We start from the raw sequence: 26,134 nt of genomic DNA on the forward strand, positions 1-26,134 counted from the left end.
ACGAAACTAGTGATTATCATCAACGAGTGCCCACACAGATTGATAGGTCTAAATTGTTAAAGAGCTTGTTTTAAGCTTTGCTCAAAACGGACGGCCATTTTAGCTAGATAAGTCATTGTGTCAAACACTTTTTATCTTAACTTGGCTGCCTCAGTTGAACATTGAAACTAAGATAAGTTTCCCTGTCAACGGAGGCGCATTATAGGCAGTTGGTCATCAAAGGCAAGGGTAAAAACCAAATAAATCATTCCCCACAGTCGGTTCGGCTAGAATTCAACCAGAGCGATGAAAAATAGGCCATAAATGGGTAAGAATCCCCTTTATTTAATGCCGTAATATTAATTATGCTTGATGAGCTACAATTTTATCTTTGCTTACTAAGAGCTGTACTTTTTTATCTGAATCTATTTTTCCAGCCAATATTGCCTTAGCCAATGGATTTTCGACACTCTGTTGAATCGCCCTCTTGAGTGGACGAGCACCAAATACTGGGTCAAACCCTACTTCAGCAATTAATTCCAATGCTTTATTTGACACTTCAAGCTCATATCCACTCTCTTCCATTCGATGAGCCAATCTATCAAGCTGAATAGAAGCGATAGATTTAATATGCTCTTTGCCTAACGGATGGAATACGACCGTTTCATCTACTCGGTTTAGAAACTCAGGTCGGAAGTGTTTATTAACCACTTCCATAACTTCATGTTTTATTCCTGAATAGTCTAGAACCGAAAAATTATCTTGAATACGATCTGAACCTAGGTTCGATGTCATGATCACCACAGTATTTCGGAAATCAACGGTACGACCTTGTCCGTCAGTTAATCGACCATCATCCAATACTTGGAGTAATATATTAAAGACATCAGGGTGAGCTTTCTCTACTTCATCAAGTAAAATGACAGAATATGGTTTACGGCGAACGGCTTCGGTTATATAGCCACCTTCTTCATACCCTACATATCCTGGAGGTGCTCCAACTAAACGCGCAACAGAGTGCTTCTCCATAAACTCAGACATATCAATTCGAATCATGGCGTCTTCACTATCGAACATAAAGTTGGCTAATGTTTTGCAAAGTTCAGTTTTACCTACCCCTGTTGGCCCCAAAAATAGAAATGAACCTATTGGCTTGTTCGGATCGGACAAACCTGCACGGCTACGACGAATCGCATCAGATATCGCCTCAACCGCTTCTACCTGACCAATAACTCGTTTATGTAATACCTCTTCCATGCGAAGAAGCTTCTCTTTTTCCGCTTCCAACATCTTAGAGACAGGAATGCCAGTCTGTTTCGATAATACTTCTGCAATTTCAGCGTCTGTCACTTTATTTCTGAGTAGCGTCATCTCCTGCATTTCAGCTTGAGTGGCCAAATCTAGTTGCTTCTCTAACTCCGGAATTCTCCCGTACTGTAACTCTGACATCCGATTTAAATCGCCCGCACGACGAGCAAAATCCATATCCATTCGAGCTTGTTCGAGCTCAGATTTTATATGCTGCGTTCCAGAAAGAGCGGCTTTTTCTGCATTCCACACCTCTTCTAGTTCAGCAAAATCACGCTCTTTCACTTTCAACTCAGAGTTAATCGTGTTTAGACGCTTCTCACTTGCGTCATCATGTTCGTTAAATAGTGCTTGCTGCTCTATCTTCAGTTGAATAATTTTTCGTTCTAATTTATCGAGTGACTCTGGTTTTGAGTCTATTTGCATTCGGATACTCGATGCTGCTTCATCGATTAAATCGATCGCTTTATCTGGTAATTGGCGATCCGACACATAGCGATGCGATAAACTTGCTGCCGATACGATGGCTGGATCAGTGATTTCCACATGATGATGAAGCTCATAACGTTCTTTTAAGCCACGTAAAATAGCAACGGTATCTTCTACGCTCGGTTCATCAACAATCACTTTTTGAAAACGGCGCTCTAATGCAGGATCTTTCTCAAGGTACTTACGATATTCATCTAAGGTTGTCGCCCCAACACAGTGCAGTTCACCACGAGCGAGTGCAGGTTTTAGCATATTCCCTGCATCCATAGAGCCTTCGCCTTTACCTGCACCGACCATGGTATGAAGCTCATCAATGAAAAGAATGATGTTACCTTCTTCTTTTGATAGCTCATTGAGTACCGATTTTAGGCGCTCTTCAAACTCACCTCGATATTTCGCCCCAGCAACCAATGAACCCATATCAAGAGAAAGTACTCGACGACCGCGAAGACCTTCTGGAACTTCATTATTGATGATTCGTTGCGCTAACCCTTCGACAATCGCAGTTTTACCCACGCCAGGTTCACCAATAATGACCGGGTTATTCTTAGTTCGGCGCTGTAATACTTGTATCGTTCTACGAATTTCATCATCTCTGCCAATTACAGGATCAAGTTTTCCTTGTTCCGCACGCTCAGTAAGATCTATCGTGAATTTCTCTAATGCTTGTCTTTTATCTTCGGCATTTTGATCATCGACTTTTTGACCACCACGGATCTGCTCAATCGCTTGAGAAAGCTTTAACTCTGTGAGTCCTAGCTCTTTTAGTAACTTGCCAAGCGGGCCTCTATCTTCAATGGCTGCTAGAAGAAAGATTTCAGAAGATATAAAACTATCTTGTCGCTTCTGGGCTACCTTATCGCACAGGTTAAATAGCACACCCATGGCACTAGACAGCTGAACATCACCACCGATACCACTCACTTTTGCCACTCTGTCGAGCATTTCGCTTAATTTTGAACGAAGCTGAACAATATCGATGTCTAACATCGTTAGGAGTGGACGAATCGCACTACCATCTTGGTTAAGCAGCGATACCATAAGGTGAACAGGTTCTATATATTGATGATCTCGACCTAAGGCCAATGACTGAGCATCAGAAATTGCTATTTGGAATTTACTTGTAAAACGATCAAGGCGCATATCTATCTCCATACCTCAATGAGATAATTCTTATAAACAAAGATGGATACGATAATGGAGATTTTCAAGAGGAAAAGAGTGCCTTTCAGCAATAAGTTATTGGCAATCAAATTTTGGAGGTTAAATTCTGAGAAATGACGTTTTATTCAATCCAGATAAAGGCGGCCTGGCGACCGGTAATACCATCACGTCGATAAGAGTAAAAACTATCTGCGTCGCGATACGTACATAGATTGCTGTTAAAGACAGATTGAACACCAGCTCGATTTAATCTTTGCGTAGCAAGCAACCCAATATCCGCTAAATATTTATTTGCTTGAGGTTGAGATTGAGGTTGAAAAGCCTCAATAGCATGCTCATCAAACTCAACGAATGCATTCACAACATCATCACCAACTTCAAACGCATTTTTTCCTATCGCAGGGCCAAGCCAAGCAATAACTTCACCATCAAACTTTTCTACTGCATTTTCTAAAATGCCATTAGCTAATCCACGCCAACCAGCATGAACAGCTGCGACTTGTGAACCTTGGGTATTCGTTAATAACACAGGGAGGCAATCTGCCGTCATAGCAGAGCAAACAACATTAGGCTGCTGGGTAAATAGCCCATCAGCATCTAATATTGACTCAGTAGGAGAGCCTATATTCAATACGGTTGTCGAGTGTGTTTGATTCAACCATACTGGGTTAGACGGCATATTCGAGTGCTTAACTAACCTATTACGGTTCTGAATAACGATAGATTCATCATCCCCCACATGAGTACCTAAATTTAAGCCTTTATATACCCCATTCGACACGCCATCGAAGCGAGTCGAACTGAAAGCTTTAATATTTTTAGGTGCACTCCACTGAGGGATGATTAACTTCATTAAATATCTTCAGAGAAGTTTTCTTTCGCATCAACACGTAACGCTTCTGCCATTTCGATCATATCTTCAGGCACAGGAGCATGAAACTCCATTGTCTCATCCGTTACTGGATGATCAAACTTAAGCATAACCGCATGTAACGCTTGACGATCAAACCCACGGATCATGTCAGTCAACTCTTGAGAGGCATCTTTAGGGATGCGAGCTCTACCGCCGTAAGCAATATCACCTAATAAAGGATATTGAAGGTAAGACATATGTACACGAATTTGGTGAGTACGACCTGTCTCTAGACGTAAACGAATACGAGTATGCTCACGGAAATGCTCCGCAACACGGTAGTGAGTCACCGCAGGTTTACCCATTTCATTTACGGCCATAAGAACACGTTTCGTAGTATGACGGCCAATCGGCTTTTCTATCATACCACCAGCGGTCATTTTACCAATCGCAATCGCTTCATATTCACGGGTAATACGACGCTTCTGCAAAGCACGAACTAAACGAGTTTGTGCTGGTACGGTTTTCGCAACCACCATCAAACCTGTCGTATCTTTATCCAGACGATGCACAATACCAGCACGTGGCACTTCAGCAATTTGTGGATAATGGAATAACAACGCATTTAATACCGTACCATCAGGAGTACCTGCACCAGGATGAACTACAAGACCACGAGGCTTATTGATTACCAAGATGTCGTCATCTTCATAAACAATATCTAGTGCAATATCTTGTGCTTCCCAACGCTCTTCGTCTTCAAGTTCAGCATGTACGATGATCTCTTCACCGCCCATAACTCTGATACGTGGTTTAGTTATAACAACGCCATCGACTTGGATTTTGCTGTCTAAAATCCACTCTTTTACACGTGAGCGGGAGAAATCTGAGAAAAGTTCAGCGACTGCTTGGTCTAAACGTTGACCAAGTTGGCTGTCTTTTACTGTATCTGTTAGTGTGATCTGCTGAGCCATATCGAACTTTTTTAAAAACCGTGAGACTAATACCCATGACTATGGATAGAATAGGACAATTGCATCATTGTATCTGTTACTGATAAGAAAGTAACGGAAGCTTACGAAATATTTAAATTCAAGGAATCGACTCCTGACATGAAACGCCAAACTTTATCAGGCTTATTAGCTATATCACTGCTGGCTGGATGTTCTAGTAGTGAAGAAATTGTACCTGATGTACCACCATCAGAGCTCTATTCAGAAGCGCAAATATCACTACAAAGTGGTAGTTGGTTTACAGCAATAGAAAAACTAGAAGCGTTAGACTCTCGTTATCCATTTGGAGCGTACTCTGAACAGGTTCAACTTGATCTTATTTATGCTTACTACAAAAACGATGATCTCGCTCTAGGTTTAGCCACGATTTCTCGCTTCCTTCGCCTAAACCCGACACATGAGAAGGCGGACTGGGTACTGTACATGCGTGGTTTGACACACATGGCTCAAGACCGAAACTTCATGCATGATCTATTGAGCATTGACCGTTCAGATCGCGATCCAGAGCCAGTGAAATTAGCGTTTGCTGATTTTAAAAAGCTATTACAACGTAGTCCTGAAAGCCCTTACGCAGAAGATGCACAAAAACGCATGTTTGCTTTAAAAAATCGTCTTGCTGAATATGATTTAGCAACCGCTGATTTTTACTTACGCCGTGAAGCATGGATTGCTGCGATCAATCGCTGCCAAGAGCTACAAAAAACCTATCCAGATACAGTAGCAGCCCGAAAATCACTCAATATTCAGCTTCAAGCTTATAAAGAGTTAGGGTTGGAAGACGCCATTGCACGAACAGAAGCGTTGATAGAATTAAATCCAATTTAACTTAAACTCGTTGAATGACACCGTTAAGCCGCTTGATTATTAAGCGGCTTTTTTATGTCTATCGACTGACAAACTTGCTGGATAGTTGTTCAATACGTATGATAAATGTAATGATTTAACAAAGTATCAACATGGAGGTTGATGTGAAAAAATTACTTTTACTGCTCGTTATCACGATATTCATTCCTCCCAAAGGACTCGCTTTAGAGCTATCGCCTTTGAGCAAAGAACCGTATGTGGGCGACTTTGATCGTCTATCAAAACGGAATGTCATACGAGTTCTTGTCTCTGCTGATCTAGGTTTTTACTATGTTGAAGCAGGAAAGCCGAAAGGCATCATTGCTGAAATGCTATACCACTTTGAGAAACAACTTAAAAAACAGTCTCAATATTTAAATGTTCAAATTATTCCAGTTCAACGTGATGATTTATTACCCTCACTGACTAGCGGCTACGGTGATGTGGCAGTCGCCAATTTAACCATCACCGACAAGCGGTTAGAAATTATCGATTTCAGTAACCCTGTTATCAACAATATCCAAGAGATCATCGTTACCAACAAAGATCATCCTCAAATAACCGCTATCGAACAACTCAGTGGTAAAGAGGTTTGGGTGCGAGCCAGCTCTAGTTATTTTGAAAGCCTTCAAGTTATCAATCAAAAACTCGACCAGCAAGGTTTGGCCCCTGTCACCGTGCAGTTCATTGAAGAGACGCTACAGGATTATGAACTTATCGAAATGGTTAACCAGGGGTACATCAATGCCACTATCTTAGATAGTCATAAAACTAAGTTATGGCTTAATGTGATGGAAAATATCCAAATTCATCCGCAACTCCCACTAAGAGAAAATGGTGAGATAGCATGGGCACTACGCCAAAACAGCCCGAAGCTCAAAGCGACACTCAATAAATACATTAAGACTGCAAAATCGGGCACACTTCTGGGCAACGTTATTTATGACAAATATATAGACAACACTCGATGGCTAAGTCGTGCTTTAAATCCAAAGAAAATCGCCAAACTTAATCATATATCAGAGCTCTTCAGCCAATACTCAAGTCAATATGAATTTGAACCGCTAATGATCTCAGCACAGGCATATCAGGAGTCCGGGTTAGACCAAAGTAAAGTGTCGCACCGAGGCGCAGTCGGTATTATGCAAGTGCTCCCAAGTACCGCAAAAGATCCCTATGTCAACATTCCAGACATCTATCAATTAGAGAATAATATTCATGCTGGGGTGAAATATATGAGATTTATTAAAGATCGCTACTTTTCAGATAATGACATGAGTGTTGATGATCAAATCTATTTTTCGTTAGCAGCCTATAATGCGGGGCCAGCTCAAATAAGACGAATCCGTAAACTCGCTCTAAAGCATGGTTATGATCCTAATGTGTGGTTTAAAAATGTAGAAGTGATTGCCCGACGTAACATCGGAAGGGAGCCTGTTCATTATGTTGCCAACATCAATCGATATTACGTGGTATACAAACAACTCGCTGCCATTCAAAAAGTACGAATGCAGTACTTTTGAAGGATAACCAAGTGAGGTTTATGGACATGTCTCCATAGTAGTCAAGCTGTAATGACTAAAATGCAAAAATGCCGCTCAATCAAATGACGAGCGGCATTTTAACATTCAAATGTATAACTTATGAGCATCAGTGAATCTGTATCACATTTAGGCCCTGAGCGTTTATTCATCATCAAAATATTCAGGCTGTAAAAACTCCCCAAAAATGATGAATTTTCAGCGTATTACCCTTACCAATCTATCTTGTTTTTTTTTGATAACAAGGTATTTCAGCAGAAAATAAAGAAAGATTTGCGTAAGATCACATTTAATTTCACCGCCCTATAATCCGCACCAAAGAGTGATCTACATCACATTTATTTAGCTTTATATCCGTAATCTGGAGTTAACCCATGAGGGATGACACAGAGGAAAACTCAATATGAAAGTACAAATCACTGGTAAAAACATCGACATCACCTCTGCAATTCGTGAGCACATTGAAGCTAAATTTAAGAAACTAGAGAAGTGGCAAGTAGACATCATTGGTTGTCAAACAAGCTTTAGCGAAGAGCCAAATAAACAGAAAAAATTCGAGGCTATTATCACGGTTCCTAAAGGACAACTTGTTGCTTCCGCTGTAAACGAAGATCTATATAAAGCGGTTAATGAAGTAGAACAAAAACTAGAACGCCAACTGAATAAACTACGCCACAAACCAGAAGCTCGTCGTTCTGAAAAACCTGAGATAGAAGAAGCTGAAGAAGTCGAATAAAAAATAAGGATTTAAGATAGCGCCTACGGGCGCTATTTTTTTGCTTGACGCCTTATCCCTGCTTGCTTATTGTGTTTAAACATTCAGCGATAAATTACTATTTATGCATACCAAACAACTGTTCTTTTTTGACTTATTTTTTCTTCCATAACTGGGGGCGAACTCGTTTTCGAAAGAAAAGTCAAAAACGAACAGAAGCCTCCCAAAATGGGGGGCTTTTTTATAAGGACAATTTTAATGACTGACAGCCATATCTCTCTTGATGAGATCCGTTTACGACTCAATGAACTTGATGACCAACTTCTGAGCCTATTCTCAGAACGCCGTAAACTCAGTATTGAAGTTGCTAAAAGCAAAGTAGAAACATCCAAACCAGTACGCGACGCTTCTCGCGAACAGCAACTGTTAGTCAAATTAATCAACAACGGCAAAAATAAGTATGATCTTGATGCTCAATACATCACTAAGCTTTTTCATACCATTATTGAAGACTCCGTATTGCTGCAACAATCTTACTTACAAAATTTAGCGAATCCTCAAAATAGAAAACCTTTAGCCCGAGTAGCGTTTCTTGGTTCAAAAGGATCGTATTCACACCTTGCAAGCCGTGAATATTTCAGCCGTAAAAATATGGAGCTTGTTGAGCTCAATTGCGATCACTTTAAAGATGTCGCCAATACCGTAGAGTCTGGCCACGCTGATTACGGAGTGTTGCCAATAGAGAACACCAGCTCAGGCTCAATTAATGAAGTCTATGACCTTCTGCAGCACACCACTTTGTATATTGTTGGCGAACTCACCCAACCCATTGAGCACTGCCTTGTTGCAACAGAAGAGATCCGAATCGAACAAATTAAAACCCTCTACTCACACCCTCAGCCGCACCAACAATGCAGTGAGTTCTTGAGCAGAATGAAAGGCGTGAAATTAGAGTCATGCGTGAGCACAGCCGATGCGATGCAAAAAGTAAAAGAGTTAAATCGCACCGATGTGGCCGCGATTGGAAACTCATCAAGTGGCAAGCTGTATGGATTGCAATCCATTCAAGGCAACATCGCCAATCAAACTGAAAACCATACACGATTCATTGTGGTTGCTCGTAAACCCGTTGAAGTTTCACCGCAGATCCCGGCAAAGACAACGCTCATCATGTCGACGTCACAACAGGCGGGCTCTCTAGTTGAGACGCTACTGGTACTACAGCGTTATGGCATTAACATGAATAAATTGGAGTCACGACCAATCATGGGCAACCCATGGGAAGAGATGTTTTATGTCGATTTAGAATCTCACCTAGACTCTATAGAGATGCAACAAGCTATTGTGGAGTTAACCAAAATAACTCGCCACCTGAAAGTTTTAGGCTGCTACCCTAGCGAAAATGTAAAACCGACTCAGGTGAAACTTGCGTAGCCTGCACAACGTAACTTTCGCAGGTACGTAAAACGTAAATAACGAGATAAGCAGACAATTATTTCTGTAACGAACCGTTTTGATATAGGGAACTAAATGAAATCATTCTTTACAGCAATCAACTGTTTGCTTGTCATATTTTTGCATACTGGTAAAGCTTACGCTCAAGAAGATCCACAAACACTCACCATTTTTAACTGGCAATATTACCTATCTGAACCGGTGATTGATTTATGGGAGCAGGAAACCAATGTCAAAATAAAGCAGATCTATTTTGATAGTGACACCGACAGAGATCGAATTATCAATCAACTGCAAGGGAATGAGGTTGATATTGCTGTACTCGATGAAGTAGCGACTCGTAACTTTACCCGCAATAACAAGTTATTAGACCTAACAACCACGGACAGTTTAACCAATTTGTCCTACGTACCAAAAATTTGGAAGAATCAGTGCAGTTCCAACGCCGTGCCCTATTTCTGGGGGACTTTAGGGTTAATTTACCGTAAAGACATCTACCCGATACCACCGAAGACATGGCGTGCTTTACTCTATCCGCAATCTTATTCCAAAAATATGCAACAGCGGAATATTGGCATGCTGGCAGACTATAGCGATATGTTGATGCCCTCTCTATTTTTAAGAGGCTTGTCTATCCATGAATCCAATAAGGAAGACTTAACTCAAGTCTATGCTGAGCTTCAACAGCAAATTCCATTCGTCAGAACCTATGAGTATATTTTGACTTACTTAATGCATAACCCCCAAGAAATGGCGAACATTCATTTAGCTCTCGCCTATAGCGGGGATACGCAGGTACTCAATCATTTAGGTTCTCACTACCAGTGGGGCTATACCGTTCCAGAAGAGGGAACTGTATTATGGGTCGATTGCTTAGCGGTTTTGAAGTCATCAAAAAAACCTCAACTGGCGCTCTCATTTATCAATTTTTTGCATCGTCCAAACATTGCAGCGATAAATGCGAGAGAGCTTGGCAATTCAACAACGAACTCTAAAGCAATCACATTATTAGAAGCCGAAGGTGATCACTCTCAATCACTCTATCCAGATATGAGCATCATCCAACGCTCACAATTTTATTCAACACAGGACAATGCATCGATGACGCTTAGAAGCCGGATACGCAACGCCATAATCAAAGAACATAGTAGCCAAATAGAATAAGTATTCACCATTCAGATGAGAATAAAACCGTACTTTCATTAGCTTAGAGTGCTATTATTTTATAAACCAAGTGCTAAGACCTACCAACAGCATGGTATTACATTCCCCAAATAAGGTAACTTGTATTTATTCGTTATGAAGTTAAGTAAACGTATACTTCTTTTAATCGCACCTGTAATTATCATTAGTGCCGCAGCCTCTAGCTATATTATTTACGCTAGCCAAAAGGATGCTCTTATTAAACGAGAAGACAGTTATTTACAGCTCAATATGGAAAAGTTGGCAGGTCATTTTCGTCAAGCTCGCTCATTTCTAAACAGCTACGCCTACACCTTGACCAAGAGTGACATCATTCGGCAATACTTTCTTAACGCACAAAATCCATATCGTGAGCTTGAGCTCATAGAAAATTTGCAAGAAACCATAAAAGTATTGCAAGCAGGAGACAGTAGCTTCTCTTCTTTGGCGATCCTAGATAGTAATCAAGATCTCCTTTATTATGCTGAAAATAGCACCGATCCTTTCGCTGAAATTGATCCTGCGATACTTCACCATGTAAAACAGAAATACCAAACATCATTGGCCGCTTCGGACATCAATTATGTCTTAAGTTCTCAAGGTGACGGTATGCTAGTTCGCTATGAAGTACTAGACAAAAGAACCATTGCTCGCCCACTGATTAAACAACAAGACGATATTTTTTTCGTCGTCGTATCCGTTTCATTAGACAAATTCAATACGCTACGAAGGCAGATCGAGTTTGATAACCAAACCAGCATCTTCGCATCTTCCGAGCCAATTAATACCAACAAAGGACTCACTCAGTCTATTAAACTCGCCAATGACTTATACATCACGGTCGATCCTGCTCAATTTATTCTCAATAACAAGCTGCAAGATATTTGGCGTCAACTTATTCTATCTTTTGGGACTTCGGCATTAATAACGGTATTGTTGCTACTTATTCTTCTCTACCGTTATGTGATAAATCCAATAACTCGTTTAGAAAAGCAACTCCAACAAGTTGAAAAAAAACAGCGTGACAATATCCAACCACTCAATACCAATGATGAGATGGGACGGTTATCCACACGCTTCTATGACATGTATAACGAACTCGATAATACGTATCGAAAAACCAAAACATTAGCTGAAAACGATCACCTAACCAAGCTTGCGAACCGTCATCAGTTTCAGAATTACGCGAATAGTATACTTAGCTCCCCATTAGCAAGTTGTAATATATGGGTCCTGTATATTGATTTGGATAACTTCAAGTTCGTTAATGACCAATATGGACATCAGGTGGGTGACTCTTTGCTGGTTGAATTTGCTGAACAAGTGACTCGCTTATGTGATGATTTTAGCCATCAATATGGGACCAAGAGCCTTGCTTCACGCCTATCTGGTGATGAATTTGCCATCTTTATCTGCTCACCAAATAACTTTAAAGATGCCGCAAAAGCCTTTGCTGAGCAAATTTTAGCGCCTCTTCAGGGCGGGTTTAAATCTGAATTTGGTAGCTTTCCTATCACCGCAAGTATTGGCGTCGCCACTTATCCTTTGGATGGTGACCATATTGAAAAACTCTTATCGAATGCTGATACTGCCATGTATCAAGCAAAGCGTGCGGGTAAAAACCAATTCGCTCACTACTCTCTTGACCTCGATAAAATAGTTCAGCGACGCTCGAATATCGAACGAGCATTAAGAGCTCATCAATATATCGATGAGTTCAGCCTCGTATTTATGCCCTACCTAAATACTCAAGGTACTGAAGTGATTGGTGTTGAAGCTCTGTTGAGGTGGCATTCCGAACAACTTGGGTTCATTTCACCTGATGAATTCATTCCCATTGCAGAACAAACGGGGTTATTTGAAGAGATTGACCGCTGGGTAATCGCACAATCTTTTGCTCGCTTTGATCAATTACAAACAGCGTTTGATATTCCTGTTCAGTTGTCGATTAACTTATCTTCAGCTGAGCTTAGTAGTACAAAACTAGCCATGTTTATCGAAGAGCACGCTCAACAATATGGTATTCCACGCCATTTGATCGACTTTGAAATAACGGAAACTTTTGCAGCAGATTCAAAAGGGTTCCCACTACTGTATAAATTATCCAAATTAGGCTACAACCTCGCCATTGATGATTTTGGTTCAGGCTATACTTCGATAACTCAACTTGTGCAATACCCTGTACAAAAGATTAAGTTCGATCGACTCTTTTTAGAAACGTTAGTCGCAACGAATAATCAGAACGTAATCAAACCACTTATTGAGTTGTGCCATGCGCAATCTAAAACCGTAACGGCTGAAGGCATTGAAACCCAAGAGATGCATGAATGGCTTGCAGATCAACAATGTGACTTTATGCAAGGCTACTATTTTGGAAAACCAATGGATATTGATAAGCTATCGATTTGGTATCAACAGCTAAAAGGACTCTAAACCTGTCATGAAAACCGTAATTATCACCTCTCTTAACCCTGCAAAAATCAATGCGGTCAAAAGTGCATTTCAAGCAGCCTTCCCTACTGAAACTTTTGAGTTTGAAGGTGTCAGCGTAGCAAGCGAAGTGGCCGATCAACCAATGACGGATCAAGAGACTCATGATGGAGCCCTCAATCGAGTACGCAATGCGAAAAAAATTAATTCGAATGCTGACTACTTTGTTGGTTTAGAAGCGGGAATTGAGGGCAGTGTAACTTTTGCGTGGATGGTGATTGAATCAGCGACTCATCGAGGTGAGTCTCGCTCAGCTAGTTTGATGTTGCCGCCTGAAGTCATTGAGAAACTAAAAACAGCAAATGAGCTAGGCGACGTAATGGATGAAGTGTTTGCAACGGATAATATTAAGCAGAAAGGTGGAGCAATTAGCTTACTGACTCAAGACCAATTGACTCGCAGCTCTGTTTATCACCAAGCACTCATATTGGCACTGATCCCATTCACTAACCCTACTCATTTCCCCGCTAATCTGTAAGTGAGTACGCAGCTCTCGATACACGTTTATTCTTCGTATCACAATATGCCGTATACGAAAAAACGATGTTAGACAGATGCTAGCAAATGGAAGGTAGCAAATAGAAGATAGCAAAAAGCACTCGCCGCTTGACGAGTGCTTTTTATATTTAGACTTTATATCATAGAAAGATAAAACTAAGCGTTCTTGTTGGTTAAGATCAACTCTGCTAATTTCGTTTTTTCTTCCTCTGACTTACTTTTCAATTCATTAGAACCTCTAGTGATTGTTGCAATACCCACCCCGAGCATTTGGCTAATCTGTCTCTGAGATAGATCTCCTTTTAACAGCTCACAGAAGATATTTACTCTCGCCACTAAAGCATCTCTTTCATCTGGAGTCATCATCATGGTAAGTAGCATCTGTTGCTGATCTTGCTCAGACGCCTCTTTCACTAAGCTCATTAACTGTTGCCAATCACTATATTCTGGTTCTGATGCCATATTGTTTTCACCTTTACTTACTTATCTCTATTGTAAAGTTTTAGCGCCACTTTTAAATTAATATTTTGCGTTACTCTCTTCACCACTCAAGAAGGTTCCCTCTACCCCTAAAATATCTCGATAGTAGGTCTCGAACATCAAAATATTTTGCACATACCCACGAGTCTCTTTAAACGGTATCGCTTCAATAAACGCGTAAGCGTCAAGTTCTCCCCCCGTTCGAGCTCGCCATGTTTTCACTCGGTGAGGGCCCGCATTATAGGCCGCGAGAGCAAAAATTCTATTATGGTCATATTGCTCTAGCAAACCATCTAAGTAGTGGCTTCCTATTTCAATATTCTTACCGACTTCATACAGGTCATCTTTTCCTTGGTAATTTATCCGGTACTTTTTCGCAGTATATTTAGCCGTTGCAGGCATAATCTGCATGATTCCTCTTGCACCTACAGGAGAACGAGCTTCAATATCCAACGCACTCTCCTGACGAGCTAATGACATAAGTGTTATCGGGTTTATGTCGTGCTTTTCACCATAGAAATTAAACCACCAGCGGTGAGCAATAGGGAAACGTAAATGCGTGTTATCCCACATCCGAGCTGAGATCGTGGCCGTTACCGTTAAGTGGTGCCAACCTTGTACAGCTGCATACGCGGCTAACATCTCTTTCTCATCACTCGATACATAGCTAAGCAGCCAGCGCCATTCACTTTTCGCGGCCGCAATTTTATCGAGATCAATAAGCTCTCGAATTCGCTCTAATGCCATTCGATGAGGATTCACCATCGCCTTATCTAGCACAAGAGTCGTCGTAGGGTAGTTTATCGACTGCTTGACAGCGTTCGCAGCAGCCACACTGTAGAAGTTACGTTTTCCAACGAGTTTTTTTAAACGCTGCTGCCCTTTTACCTTCTCACCAAGCTCAATCTCAGATCGTCCTTGCCAATATTGCCATCGAATAGCGCTCCGCTTCACCTCAGGTAATCGTGCAATCCAGCGCTGGACACCTTGCCAATCTGCATGCTGAATCGCTAAGCGAACTCTTCTCTCTAGCAAGACAACCCGCTCTGTTTTTAATAGAACCTGATCTCTCCATTTCGCTAACTCATCGGAATCGGTATTGGTTAATCGAAATGCCACATATTCTGCGAGTTGCTGTGATTTCTGAGATGACAACTTCTGAGCGTTAACCACTTTAGGCAATGCTTTTTGTGCTGCGGAGACATCCTTACGGGCAAGTTTTTTAAAGGCGAATTCCGTTTGTGATCGGTAGAAATCCGACGCCTCATGCTGCTTAGCAAACTGAGTGACGCTCTCCGGCTTTCTATACAGAACTTTCATCGCTTCCGCTTGTTTCTTTGCCGCATCGGACTTTGGTAACTTCATCAGATAAGTCATCAACTTTCCGTTCCGAGCTTCAAACGCAAGCAACATGCGATCTAAAATCAATGCGTCACTACGAAGCCCTGCCTCTTCCCATTGCTCAAATAGAGGATCACATTGGTCTGCAATACCTTGCCCACTTAGCCACAGTTTCTCAGCGCCTGAAAACGCGGCCTCTTTCTGGTTATCCATCCACAATGCATGATAATAAATACACTGGTAACTCTCGCCCTTAGGCTCCTGAGTTTGAAAAGTTAATAATGTTTGCCACTGGCCTTGCTTGGCTAAAACTTCCAAGTAAGGAGCTCGAATTCTAGATGAAAACGGCAGTAATCGGTTTTTCTCAATAAAATTGTCGACTTCTGGGGGTGTCTTATTACTCAGCTGAGCCAAAAATGCACGATAGTCGGTGTAAGGGGTCAGAGGATAAGTCGCAATCGTACTGCGTAAAGCTTGGTACTCTTCCACCTTTTTCTTATCTAATAAATCTTGTGCTTTTTCATAGTTCACTCGTTGTAATTCCCGTTCAGAAACGGTTTTTGCTGCGACACCATGACTGACCATGACACTCATAAGAAGGCTTGAAGAAATCACTTTCGCTATCGTCGTTAGCGTATTTCTCAATACTGAGTGTGGCCCTATTGTTCGCGCTTTGTTTTGCGTCATACGCTCAATTCCCTTGTGCGAATTGTTATTAGGTAGCCTCTATTAACAACTCATACACATTCGAATGTAAAGCTAGAAATTGTAAATATATCCAAACTTGCATATCGATTGGCTTTTAGTGCAATCGGTCCCAGAAAAAACACGCTATTTCTGCATACAACTTCACCACCTAGGCATGTATACCCGCAAATTTTCACCATAAAGTCTCGGTTCATAAACCGTAAAGTATCGCCAGAAGGTAACAAAATGGTAGCGTTTGGTATAAAATGTCCGCTTCATAATTTGCAAACATTAGGAACGATCGGCAATGGCTGAATACGTATATACCATGTCTCGGGTGAGCAAAACTGTGCCACCTAAACGTCAAATTCTAAAAGACATTTCCCTTAGTTTTTTTCCTGGCGCTAAAATCGGTGTTTTAGGTCTCAATGGTTCAGGTAAATCCACCCTACTGCGCATCATGGCTGGCCTTGATACAGACATTGATGGTGAAGCTCGTGCGCAAACTGGCTTGAAAGTCGGCTACCTGCCACAAGAACCTGTACTGGACGAATCTAAAACCGTTCGTGAGATTGTTGAAGAAGCCGTTTCTGATGTTGCAGGCGCACTGACTCGTCTTGATGCGGTATACGCTGCATACGCAGAACCAGACGCCGATTTCGACGCGCTTGCTAAAGAGCAAGGTGAGCTAGAAGCACTGATTCAAGCGAAAGATGGTCACAACCTAGAAACCGCTCTAGAGCGTGCTGCTGATGCACTTCGTCTTCCTGAATGGGATGCGAAGATTGAATTCTTATCTGGTGGTGAACGTCGTCGTGTTGCGATTTGTCGTCTACTTCTTGAAAAACCAGACATGTTACTACTTGATGAACCAACCAACCACTTGGATGCTGAATCAGTAGCATGGCTTGAGCACTTCCTTGTTGATTACAGCGGTACTGTTGTGGCAATCACCCATGACCGTTACTTCCTAGACAACGCTGCTGGCTGGATTCTAGAGCTTGACCGTGGAGAAGGCATTCCATGGGAAGGTAACTACACCTCTTGGCTAGAACAGAAAGATGAGCGTCTGAAGCAAGAAAAAGCAGGCGAAAGCGCTCGTCAAAAAACCATCGAGAAAGAACTTGAGTGGGTTCGCCAGAATCCTAAAGGCCGTCAGGCTAAATCTAAAGCTCGTATGGCTCGTTTTGAAGAGTTAACCACTGGCCAATACCAGAAGCGTAACGAAACCAACGAACTGTTCATCCCGCCGGGTGAGCGTTTAGGTGATAAAGTACTTGAAGTGAACAACCTTACTAAATCGTTTGGTGATCGCGTTCTTATCGACGACCTATCGTTCAGCATGCCTAAAGGCGCGATCGTGGGTATCGTGGGTGCCAATGGTGCGGGTAAATCAACACTATTCAAGATGCTAAGTGGCGCAGAACAGCCCGATTCCGGTACTGTGGAGCTAGGTGAAACCGTTAAGCTTGCTTCTGTTGATCAGTTCCGTGACAGCATGGACGACAAGAAAACCGTATTCCAAGAGATCTCTGAAGGCGCTGATATTATTAAGATCAACAACTTCGAAATCCCTGCGCGTGCTTACTGTTCTCGTTTCAACTTCAAAGGCAACGACCAACAGAAGATCATCGGTGAGCTTTCTGGTGGTGAACGTAACCGTGTTCACCTAGCTAAACTGCTAAAAGCGGGCGGCAACGTACTGCTACTCGATGAACCGACCAATGACCTTGATGTTGAAACCTTGCGTGCACTTGAAGAAGCGCTACTTGAGTTTCCAGGTTGTGCAATGGTTATCTCGCATGACCGTTGGTTCTTAGACCGTATTGCTACTCACATCCTAGACTACCGTGATGAAGGTCAGGTGAACTTCTACGAAGGTAACTATACTGAATACACTGAGTGGCTGAAAAAGACTTTAGGTGCTCAAGCGGCAGAACCTCATCGTATCAAATACAAACGTATGACTAAGTAATAAACCATTACGATAGAGCTTGTATTTTAATCAAAGGCCGCTATGATCAGCGGCCTTTGTGTATTGGTACGTTTGGCATAAATAAGAATACGTGATTAATTCGTTATTCATGTGGGCTTTTTTGATATCCGATTAATTGCCATAATCATTATTTGCTATGATGAGTATAAACCCAAATAATGTTGATTGATGAAATGCAATCAACCTACTGATACAGAGAGAAATATTATGGTTGAGCGACGTCGTTTTTCACGCATTATTTATCAAGCACCTGCGCTTATTTCACACGGTGAGTATGAATTAAAAACCACGATTAAAGACTTATCTTTACATGGACTACTGTTATCAGCAGAGCAAACTCCAGATCTAGAGATGAATTCGGCGGTCACCGTTTCATTTACACTGCCTGAAAGTGATATAACTATTCATCTTCAAGCGAAAGTTCTAAACACTCAAGACGATATAATTCGTCTAATCATTGATAATATTGATATTGATAGTATCAGCCACCTAAAAAGATTGGTTGAACTCAACGTGGGCGATGATCATTTACTGCACCGCGAAATAGAACATTTATCAGATCTAGGCGAAGAGGCTTAATCAAACGATTTTGCTATTGTCTGCCAATTACGTAGTCACATTAGTTAATATATACAAAAGTTAATATGTCCAAAAAAATTTCCATCATTATCCCTGCACAAAGCGGGGATCAAGCGTTTCATTTCGGTAAGAGATCAATATTAGCTATTTTGGCTACTTTAACGACCGTGCCTGCATTACTCGGTACTTTTTTGTACCAGCAATACAACGATAGCCAGTTAATGCAATCTGAAATGCATACGACTCAACAAGAGTTCGAAGCCGCCATTTCAAATCTAAAAACTGAAAAAAAGGCTATTGAAGCGCTTTATGAGGAACAAGTTGATACTAGCCACTCATTATCTCAATCACTTGAACAAAAAAATTCGCAAATCCATATTTTAGGAAAGCGTGTTTATGATGTGGAATCCGTATTAGGCTTGGCGGATGAAGACTTACTGACCAATGATAGCTCTTTAGAAGAGAGAATCGATGCCGCTGCCATTGATTCCGCCGTTCGCGCAACCATGTTTAGATTGATTCCAAATGATAGCCCTGTCACCTATCAGCGCATCTCCTCCTCTTATGGACGCAGAACCAATCCAATTAGCGGAAAACGCCATACTCATACTGGTATTGATCTGACTTGTAAGCGCGGAGAGCAGATTTTAGCCCCTGCGGATGGTGTCGTTGAAACCGTTAGGCCAAGCAAAAAAGGGTTTGGAAACTTCCTAACCGTTCGTCACTCATTCGGATTCATGAGCTCTTACGCTCACTTAAAAAGCTTCAAAGCCAAGAGTGGTCAGTTTGTCAGTAAGGGTGATGTATTAGCGACATGTGGTAACTCTGGCAATTCAACAGGCCCACACCTTCATTATGAAGTACGATTTCTAGGTCGCTCACTCAATCCACAATACCTTATGGATTGGACACCAGAAAATTTCAATTACGTATTTGAAAAAGAGAAGAAGCTGAAATGGGCTCCGCTGGTCAAATTGATTGATAACATGGTTCGCCTACAGATCAACTTAACTAATGCTCCGTATACTGACAGCAGTATCGAAACGGTATTGAGTGATGACGCAAATGATAAATCAAGCATCACTCGCTAATGCTAAATAATGCGTTATTTTAAACAATAAAAAAGAGCTGTATTTCACAGCTCTTTTTTGTCGATATTTCTTTTCTATCTAACCTTATGTTCTATAAAGGCTTAAGATCGAATCAAGCTCGATGAATCGCATCATTCGCTTGTTTTAATAAGTTCTGGCTCTCTTCCAAAAATTGCTGAGAGTAATCACCAAACCAATCACTGACTTGATTAAAGTTATCAACAAACGCTTCTTTATCATGCCCGTCGAGTACTTTAATGGCTTCACCAAAACTTTGATGGAAACGCTTAATCATGTCGATGTTATCTTGTGACGCGAGAATAATATCTCCGTACAGATTCGGGTCTTGACCAAACAACCGCCCTACCATTGCCAGCTCTAAACGATAAATCGGAGAGCTCAGTTTCAATAACTGATCAATATTTGGATTCTCTTTACTTAGGTGTAAGCCGTAAGCAAAAGAGGTGAAGTGGCGTAATGCTTGGATTAACGTCATACCATGATCGTGCTCACCTGCCTCAATTTGGCATAAACTTGCGCCCCAAATCGAAAACTGTTTCAGCAACCATTGGTAAGACTCTTCACCACGTCCGTCACAGTAAACAATCACTTGCTTAGCTAAGCTTGGTACATCAGGGCCAAACATCGGGTGCAAACCAACAACAGGGCCGTTATGCACCGCTAACATGCTCTGCACGGGTTTCGATTTGATAGAGGTTAAATCACATAAAATACAATCGTCAGGCAAATTACCCAGTTTTTCAATCACACCTTCAGTAAGGTGAATAGGCACTGTCACGACAACAAGACCAGCATCACTGAGTAGTTCATCCGCTTTATGCCAATCTTGGCTGCCAAGCACTTTGACGTCATAACCTGACAAATTAAACATTCGACCAAAAAGCCCACCAAGCTGACCATTACCACCAATGATCACTACCGAGCGAAGCTGTGGATTCAAGCACTTAAATCCTGAATCTTTTTCGCTGGCGTAAGATTCACGCATTGTTCTGCGTAAAATATCTTCAATCAGTTGTGGTGGCACTCCTTGCTTAGCCGCTTCTTCGCGACGAGAAGCCAGCATTGCCGCTTCTCTATCAGGTGCATAAATCGGCAAACCATGCTCGCTTTTTACTTCCCCAACCTTTTCAACTAAAGCTAAACGACGAGCAAGAAGCTCAAGCATCTGTTTATCGACGGCATCTATTTGATCGCGTAATTCGTTTAATTCAACAGCCATTAACGTCCCTTTTATCTTTATAGACGGTTTTCTAAAAACGGTACTAATTCAGTATGAGCATGTCTTAATAGTGCCTCAGTTGCATCCCAATTGATACATGCATCCGTGATAGAAACCCCGTACTTCATCTCATTCAGAGGAATATCTGAAGGCTGATTTCCTTCGTTAATATGGCTCTCAATCATTAACCCAATGATCGATTTATTGCCTTCACGAATTTGATGAATCGCGTCTTCAGCGACAAGCGGTTGACGGCGAAAATCTTTGCGTGAGTTCGCATGGCTACAATCGATCATTAGCGAAGCATCTAGCCCTGTTGACGCCAACTCTTGTTCACATTCGTGTACTGAAACCGAATCGTAATTGGTCTGCTTGCCGCCACGCAAAATAACATGGCCATTAGGGTTACCTTGAGTTGTCAGTAGTGCAACTTGTCCTTCGCTGCTGATCCCCATAAAACGGTGGCTAGAAGAAGCGGCTTGCATAGCATTGATTGCTGTACCTAAATTACCGTCAGTACCATTTTTAAAACCAATTGGCATTGAAAGGCCACTTGCCATTTCACGGTGAGTTTGCGATTCAGTTGTACGAGCACCAATCGCAGCCCAGCTGAAAGTATCAGCCAAGTATTGTGGGCTAATCGGGTCAAGCGCTTCTGTCGCTAGTGGGATTTCCATCTCAGCAAGTTCAACAAGCAACTCACGACCAACATGCAAACCATGCTCAATATCGAAAGTACCGTCTAGATGAGGGTCATTGATCAAACCTTTCCAACCAACAGTGGTACGAGGCTTTTCAAAGTAAACACGCATTACAATATACAGTTGATCGCTCAGTTCTTCAGAAAGTGCTTTTAGGCGTTTCGCGTACTCTTTCGCAGCTTCAATGTCATGGATAGAACATGGACCACATACAACAAGCATACGATGATCTTTCTTATGAATGATGTTTGCGATAGTTTGACGAGACTCTTGAATGAAACGACGAGCATTATCACTCAAAGGCAGTTTTGCTTTTAACTCCTCAGGAGTAATCAGTACCTGTTCGTCGATGATATTGACATTGCTTAATTCACTTTTCTGCATAACTCAACCTGTATATTTATTTTTACACCCAACATTTCCATTTGGGCTAACAATCTTTAAAAACACAATAACAGCTACAAAAACGATTGCAAGTGTAAACAATAAAAAACATTTAATGTAAAATTAAATTTACACCACTACTTTAACTCATTCAGGCTATCAAATAGCTCTAAACCTCGCCCTACACATACAAAAAAGGCGATATTTATCATATCGCCCTATCTAAAATTATTATGTGTTTATTTATCACTCACTGCCTAGCATTCGCTTAATTTGCTCTGAAGCCTCTTTCCATCGGTTGTCTGAGTGAAGAGTAGGTAAATCAAAGCTGTGTTTTTTAAGCAATGATTGCGCTAAAGGAACGTCTTGTATCGCTAATTGATCAAGAGCTTCAATTTGTGCATCTCGCTTATTGCACATCAACACCATATCGCAACCCGCATTCAAGGCCGCTTTTGCTCTGTCAGCCGGCCCGCCCATAATAGCGGCACCTTCCATCGTTAAGTCATCAGAGAAAACCAAGCCTTTAAAACCTAACTCTTGCTTCAACACCTTCTGTAACCAATATTGAGAGCCACTCGCAGGCTGATCATCGTAGTGAGAATAAACCACATGAGCAGGCATCATTGCATCTAATATCCCGGCTTCAATTTGTGCTTTAAATATTGCCATATCCGTTTCGAAGATGTCGTCTCTTGGATCGTAAGGGGTTTCTAAGTGGGAGTCCGCAATCACACCGCCATGTCCAGGGAAGTGCTTTCCTGTTGTCGCCATTCCAACCGACTTCATACCGTTAATGAATGCACTACTATGACGAACAATGGTCTCAATATCTTCACCAAACGCTCGATTGCCAATCGCTTTGCAGTCGTGGCCTTTGTCCAATACAGGCGCAAAACTCAGATCAATATCGTGGGCAATCAGCTCCGCAGCCATCAACCAGCCAGCCTGCTCTGCTAATTGCTCACCATTATTCTTTGTCGCAAATTCTTGAGCGGCTGGGATAATCGAAAAACCGTCGCGAAAACGCTGTACTCGACCACCTTCTTGATCAACCCCGATCAGTATTGGGCGTTTTGCAGCCTTGCGGATCGCTTTATTCAACGCTGACAGTTGTTTGCTATCGTGATAATTTCTAGCAAATAGGATGAGGCCCCCAACCGTTGGATGCTCTAAAATTTCTCTGTCTTCAGCGGTCAGCTCGTAGCCTGCAACATCAACCCACAACGGTCCCATATTTATCCCTTTTTAAACCAAATTTCATACACTTCACGAGATTATTCCCTTTGAATTTGCTTTACAATGTTTTTAAACCAATCTTTGGAAGAGTTTAGGAATGCGGTTCAAGAGCTTAAGAATAGATCATAAAGAACTTTATATTGGCGTGATGTCTGGAACGAGTATGGACGGTGTTGATACCGCTTTAGTTTCCATTGAGGGTACTAACATCACTCTACTCGCGCATGATGAATTTCCTATGCCAAGCGAACTGAAAGAACGTCTTCTTAAAGTCTGTATTGGGCAAAAAACCGATCTGATTGCGATTGGCGAACTGGACCACCAGCTTGGTCACCTATTTGCCGATGCCGTACTGCAACTCCTCGAAAAATCGAACACTCTGGCCTCTGCGGTCACTGCCATTGGTAACCATGGGCAGACCGTGTTTCACCAGCCAACGGGTGATGCTCCATTTACCATGCAACTCGGTGATGCCAATATTATTTCGGCACGGACAAATATTTCGACTGTGGCTGACTTTCGCCGTAAAGATATGGCCTTAGGAGGGCAAGGTGCTCCACTGGTTCCGGCCTTTCATCAGCATATTTTCAGCACACAAGATTCAACGGTCGTGGTTCTGAATATCGGCGGTATTTCAAATATTTCCGTACTTCCAGCGCAATTAAACCCTGAACATCCGAGTGACATCAATTTTGAGCCTAGCGTTATTGGATATGATACAGGTCCTGGCAATATGCTTATGGATGCATGGATTAAAAAGCAGCGTGGGGAGCAATATGATCATGATGGGCAATATGCTCAAAGTGGGCAAGTCAGTGAACCATTACTAAACCAACTGTTAAGTGATGATTATTTCACTCAAGCCGCGCCCAAAAGTACCGGAAGAGAACGGTTTAATTTACCTTGGTTAGAATTACAATTAGCCCACCACTCGCTTACGGGTGAAGATGTACAAGCAACACTACTGGAGTTCACTTCGGTTTCAATTGTCAATGAAGTGTTGCGTTATCAAGTAGGACATAAGCCCGAGCTGTTAGTTTGTGGCGGCGGTGTAAGAAACACGTTTCTCATGGCTCGCCTGCAACAGTTGCTTCCAAATTGGATAGTAGCTTCGACACAAACGAAAGGTATTGATAGTGACTATATGGAAGCGATGGCTTTCGCATGGTTAGCTCATCAACGCATTCATGGCTTACCAAGCAACTTGCCACAAGTAACAGGAGCAAGCCGACTTGCTTCTCTCGGGGTAATTTACCCTATCGATCCCTGTCATGTGGATTAAGGATATTTAATGACAAACGATGCTCTACTTTCAGCGCTTTCACAATTAGTGTCTGAAGGACGTAACCCTGAGACCATGGATATTGATTTGCTTTCGGCGCATGAAATCATCCAACGGATCAATCAACAAGATAAACACGTTCCCATCGCGGTCGAAAAAGTGATTCCAGAAATCGCACAAGCCGTTGAAAAAATCACGGCTGCTTTCAAGTCTGGCGGGCGTTTGATCTACATGGGAGCCGGAACCAGTGGCCGCTTAGGCGTGCTCGATGCTTCGGAGTGCCCCCCCACTTTTGGCGTGTCAGATCAAATGGTGATCGGTTTAATTGCCGGTGGTCCAAAAGCCATTCTAAAAGCGCAAGAAGGGGCGGAAGATTCACTGGAACTCGGAGAACAAGATCTCAAAAACATCCAATTTAATACCAATGATGTGGTGGTTGGGATCGCGGCAAGTGGTCGCACACCTTATGTGATTGGGGCTTTGGAGTACGCGAATGACATTGGAGCCACAACCGTTGCACTCTCTTGCAACCCAAACTCTCCTATCGCGGATATCGCCAACATCGCGATTTGCCCAGTCGTAGGCCCAGAAGTACTGACAGGTTCGACACGTTTGAAATCTGGAACCGCACAAAAACTCGTACTGAATATGCTCACGACCGCCAGTATGATCCGCTTAGGTAAAAGTTATCAGAACTTGATGGTCGACGTGAAGGCAACAAATGAGAAGTTAGTTGCGCGCGCCGTCAGGATTGTCATGCAAGCGACCGACTGCCCAAAATCATTAGCCGTGATTACACTGAAACACACAGACTATGATGTAAAACTGGCAATATTGATGATCTTAACGGATCTCAACTTAGACGAAGCGAAAGAACAATTAAGCCATCAACAAGGGTTCTTACGTAAAGCGGTAGAGCAATCTAAATAACATCTGTCATCCATAGTTCAGCGGTCATGTTGGCTATGGATTTGGCTATGGATGATTCAGAATGACCGGCTCTAATTATTTGAATCTGTCCAACCACGTTGCCATTCCATTCGGAACCGTTGAGCTTGCTCTGTCCCTTCACATACTCCCTCATAATTAAAACCCGACAAACCAATCTGATACGCATGATCAGGATTACAATATTCCGCCACGCCTTTTAAGTAACCTTGATCATAATCGGCTTGGTTTGCCTGCCCGAATTCATTCAACGCACTATAACTGCGTTGAGTCTGGCCTCTTAACCCGTCACGGTATCCAATTTCAGACCAGTCCCCATCTTCTGCTAACTGCTGTGTCGATGCCGCGCATCCCGCCAAACCGATTAACAGGCCAACTACTATTGTTTTTCTCACACTCAATCCTTTGCAATACTCATTTATGGTGCACATTAATTTTCAATTAGGCTCAACAGAATCACTGTATTTTAGCCAAACTTAGACGTTTAATATCTAAGAAGCCCACCCGCTCAGAATAAGGTTAGTTTACCAAAACTCTTCGCAGACAATCATAATAATAATCCACTTTCATATCACTTCCGATTTTCTCGAAATAGCCAAAACCACTTAACGTTAATGACTACCACTTAATTCGCTA

Annotated in this window: 21 protein-coding genes and 1 other annotated feature; of the genes, 12 read left to right on the forward strand and 9 right to left on the reverse strand. The window is 42.0% G+C overall.

Going from position 1 to position 26,134, the window contains the following annotated elements; translation table 11 throughout:
* Nucleotides 1–342: 342 nt before the first annotated feature.
* From clpB to rluD, 3 genes are all read right to left on the reverse strand, one after another.
* On the reverse strand, nucleotides 343–2,919 hold the full coding sequence (gene clpB / locus F0249_RS06380) for an ATP-dependent chaperone ClpB (protein WP_113799318.1): 2,577 nt from the start codon (nucleotides 2,917–2,919) through the stop codon (nucleotides 343–345).
* 142 nt (nucleotides 2,920–3,061) lie between these two features.
* Complete coding sequence (gene pgeF / locus F0249_RS06385; protein WP_017053094.1) at nucleotides 3,062–3,793, reverse strand: peptidoglycan editing factor PgeF; 732 nt, start codon at nucleotides 3,791–3,793, stop codon at nucleotides 3,062–3,064.
* Nucleotides 3,793–4,767 (reverse strand): 23S rRNA pseudouridine(1911/1915/1917) synthase RluD, encoded by a 975-nt coding sequence (gene rluD, locus F0249_RS06390; protein WP_017053095.1) that lies wholly within the window; start codon nucleotides 4,765–4,767, stop codon nucleotides 3,793–3,795. The genes pgeF and rluD overlap by 1 nt, the downstream gene beginning before the upstream one ends.
* A 138-nt stretch (nucleotides 4,768–4,905) precedes the next feature.
* Here rluD and F0249_RS06395 point away from each other — a divergent pair, with 138 nt between their 5' ends.
* The 7 genes from F0249_RS06395 (at nucleotide 4,906) to yjjX (ending at nucleotide 13,510) form a co-directional block, all read left to right on the forward strand.
* Nucleotides 4,906–5,631 carry an outer membrane protein assembly factor BamD gene (locus tag F0249_RS06395; protein WP_171756174.1) on the forward strand — a complete coding sequence of 242 codons (726 nt, stop codon included), beginning with the start codon at nucleotides 4,906–4,908 and terminating at the stop codon, nucleotides 5,629–5,631.
* Between the two features lie 131 nt (nucleotides 5,632–5,762).
* Nucleotides 5,763–7,172 (forward strand): lytic transglycosylase F, encoded by a 1,410-nt coding sequence (locus F0249_RS06400; protein WP_171756175.1) that lies wholly within the window; start codon nucleotides 5,763–5,765, stop codon nucleotides 7,170–7,172.
* Nucleotides 7,173–7,593: 421 nt separating this feature from the next.
* Nucleotides 7,594–7,926: a ribosome-associated translation inhibitor RaiA gene (gene raiA, locus F0249_RS06405; RefSeq protein WP_017053098.1), complete on the forward strand. Its 333-nt coding sequence runs from the start codon at nucleotides 7,594–7,596 to the stop codon at nucleotides 7,924–7,926.
* Between the two features lie 106 nt (nucleotides 7,927–8,032).
* Nucleotides 8,033–8,151, forward strand: a sequence feature (Phe leader region).
* Nucleotides 8,152–8,163: 12 nt separating this feature from the next.
* The gene (gene pheA / locus F0249_RS06410) at nucleotides 8,164–9,339 is read left to right on the forward strand and encodes a prephenate dehydratase (protein WP_017053099.1); all 1,176 of its coding nucleotides are present in this window, start codon (nucleotides 8,164–8,166) and stop codon (nucleotides 9,337–9,339) included.
* Nucleotides 9,340–9,435: 96 nt separating this feature from the next.
* Nucleotides 9,436–10,524, forward strand: coding sequence for a PotD/PotF family extracellular solute-binding protein (locus F0249_RS06415; RefSeq protein WP_171756176.1), 1,089 nt, complete (start codon nucleotides 9,436–9,438; stop codon nucleotides 10,522–10,524).
* A gap of 135 nt (nucleotides 10,525–10,659) precedes the next feature.
* Entirely contained in the window at nucleotides 10,660–12,975 is a 2,316-nt protein-coding gene (locus F0249_RS06420; protein WP_171756177.1) for a bifunctional diguanylate cyclase/phosphodiesterase, read from the forward strand.
* Between the two features lie 7 nt (nucleotides 12,976–12,982).
* Entirely contained in the window at nucleotides 12,983–13,510 is a 528-nt protein-coding gene (gene yjjX, locus F0249_RS06425; RefSeq protein WP_113799334.1) for an inosine/xanthosine triphosphatase, read from the forward strand.
* Between the two features lie 176 nt (nucleotides 13,511–13,686).
* Here yjjX and trpR read toward each other — a convergent pair whose 3' ends face one another.
* Nucleotides 13,687–13,992 carry a trp operon repressor gene (trpR, locus tag F0249_RS06430; RefSeq protein WP_017053103.1) on the reverse strand — a complete coding sequence of 102 codons (306 nt, stop codon included), beginning with the start codon at nucleotides 13,990–13,992 and terminating at the stop codon, nucleotides 13,687–13,689.
* A 57-nt stretch (nucleotides 13,993–14,049) separates the two neighbouring features.
* Nucleotides 14,050–16,038, reverse strand: coding sequence for a murein transglycosylase (gene sltY / locus F0249_RS06435; protein ID WP_171756178.1), 1,989 nt, complete (start codon nucleotides 16,036–16,038; stop codon nucleotides 14,050–14,052).
* 307 nt (nucleotides 16,039–16,345) lie between these two features.
* Here sltY and ettA point away from each other — a divergent pair, with 307 nt between their 5' ends.
* From ettA to F0249_RS06450, 3 genes are all read left to right on the forward strand, one after another.
* Nucleotides 16,346–18,013 carry an energy-dependent translational throttle protein EttA gene (gene ettA / locus F0249_RS06440; protein ID WP_017053105.1) on the forward strand — a complete coding sequence of 556 codons (1,668 nt, stop codon included), beginning with the start codon at nucleotides 16,346–16,348 and terminating at the stop codon, nucleotides 18,011–18,013.
* A 228-nt stretch (nucleotides 18,014–18,241) separates the two neighbouring features.
* Entirely contained in the window at nucleotides 18,242–18,613 is a 372-nt protein-coding gene (locus F0249_RS06445) for a PilZ domain-containing protein (RefSeq protein ID WP_017053106.1), read from the forward strand.
* Nucleotides 18,614–18,678: 65 nt separating this feature from the next.
* Nucleotides 18,679–19,704, forward strand: coding sequence for a M23 family metallopeptidase (locus tag F0249_RS06450; protein WP_017053107.1), 1,026 nt, complete (start codon nucleotides 18,679–18,681; stop codon nucleotides 19,702–19,704).
* Nucleotides 19,705–19,816: 112 nt separating this feature from the next.
* Here the strand turns inward: F0249_RS06450 and tyrA are convergent, their stop codons facing one another.
* From tyrA to nagZ, 3 genes are all read right to left on the reverse strand, one after another.
* Nucleotides 19,817–20,944, reverse strand: a complete 1,128-nt coding sequence (gene tyrA, locus F0249_RS06455; RefSeq protein WP_171756179.1) for a bifunctional chorismate mutase/prephenate dehydrogenase — start codon at nucleotides 20,942–20,944, stop codon at nucleotides 19,817–19,819.
* Between the two features lie 17 nt (nucleotides 20,945–20,961).
* A complete protein-coding gene (locus tag F0249_RS06460) occupies nucleotides 20,962–22,029 on the reverse strand; it encodes a 3-deoxy-7-phosphoheptulonate synthase (protein ID WP_171756180.1) in 1,068 nt (355 codons plus the stop codon).
* A 246-nt stretch (nucleotides 22,030–22,275) separates the two neighbouring features.
* On the reverse strand, nucleotides 22,276–23,265 hold the full coding sequence (gene nagZ, locus F0249_RS06465) for a beta-N-acetylhexosaminidase (protein ID WP_171756181.1): 990 nt from the start codon (nucleotides 23,263–23,265) through the stop codon (nucleotides 22,276–22,278).
* Nucleotides 23,266–23,386: 121 nt separating this feature from the next.
* Between nagZ and F0249_RS06470 the strand changes: the two genes are divergently transcribed.
* Both F0249_RS06470 and murQ read left to right on the forward strand, forming a co-directional pair.
* The gene (locus F0249_RS06470; RefSeq protein ID WP_171756259.1) at nucleotides 23,387–24,550 is read left to right on the forward strand and encodes an anhydro-N-acetylmuramic acid kinase; all 1,164 of its coding nucleotides are present in this window, start codon (nucleotides 23,387–23,389) and stop codon (nucleotides 24,548–24,550) included.
* Between the two features lie 9 nt (nucleotides 24,551–24,559).
* Complete coding sequence (gene murQ, locus F0249_RS06475; RefSeq protein ID WP_171756182.1) at nucleotides 24,560–25,480, forward strand: N-acetylmuramic acid 6-phosphate etherase; 921 nt, start codon at nucleotides 24,560–24,562, stop codon at nucleotides 25,478–25,480.
* Between the two features lie 71 nt (nucleotides 25,481–25,551).
* On the opposite strand, the gene F0249_RS06480 is transcribed toward murQ, so the two are convergent.
* Nucleotides 25,552–25,929, reverse strand: a complete 378-nt coding sequence (locus F0249_RS06480; protein ID WP_171756183.1) for a DUF2799 domain-containing protein — start codon at nucleotides 25,927–25,929, stop codon at nucleotides 25,552–25,554.
* Nucleotides 25,930–26,134: the final 205 nt, after the last annotated feature.

The sequence above is a fragment of the Vibrio sp. 03-59-1 genome (assembly GCF_013114135.1).
GTDB lineage: Bacteria > Pseudomonadota > Gammaproteobacteria > Enterobacterales > Vibrionaceae > Vibrio > Vibrio cortegadensis.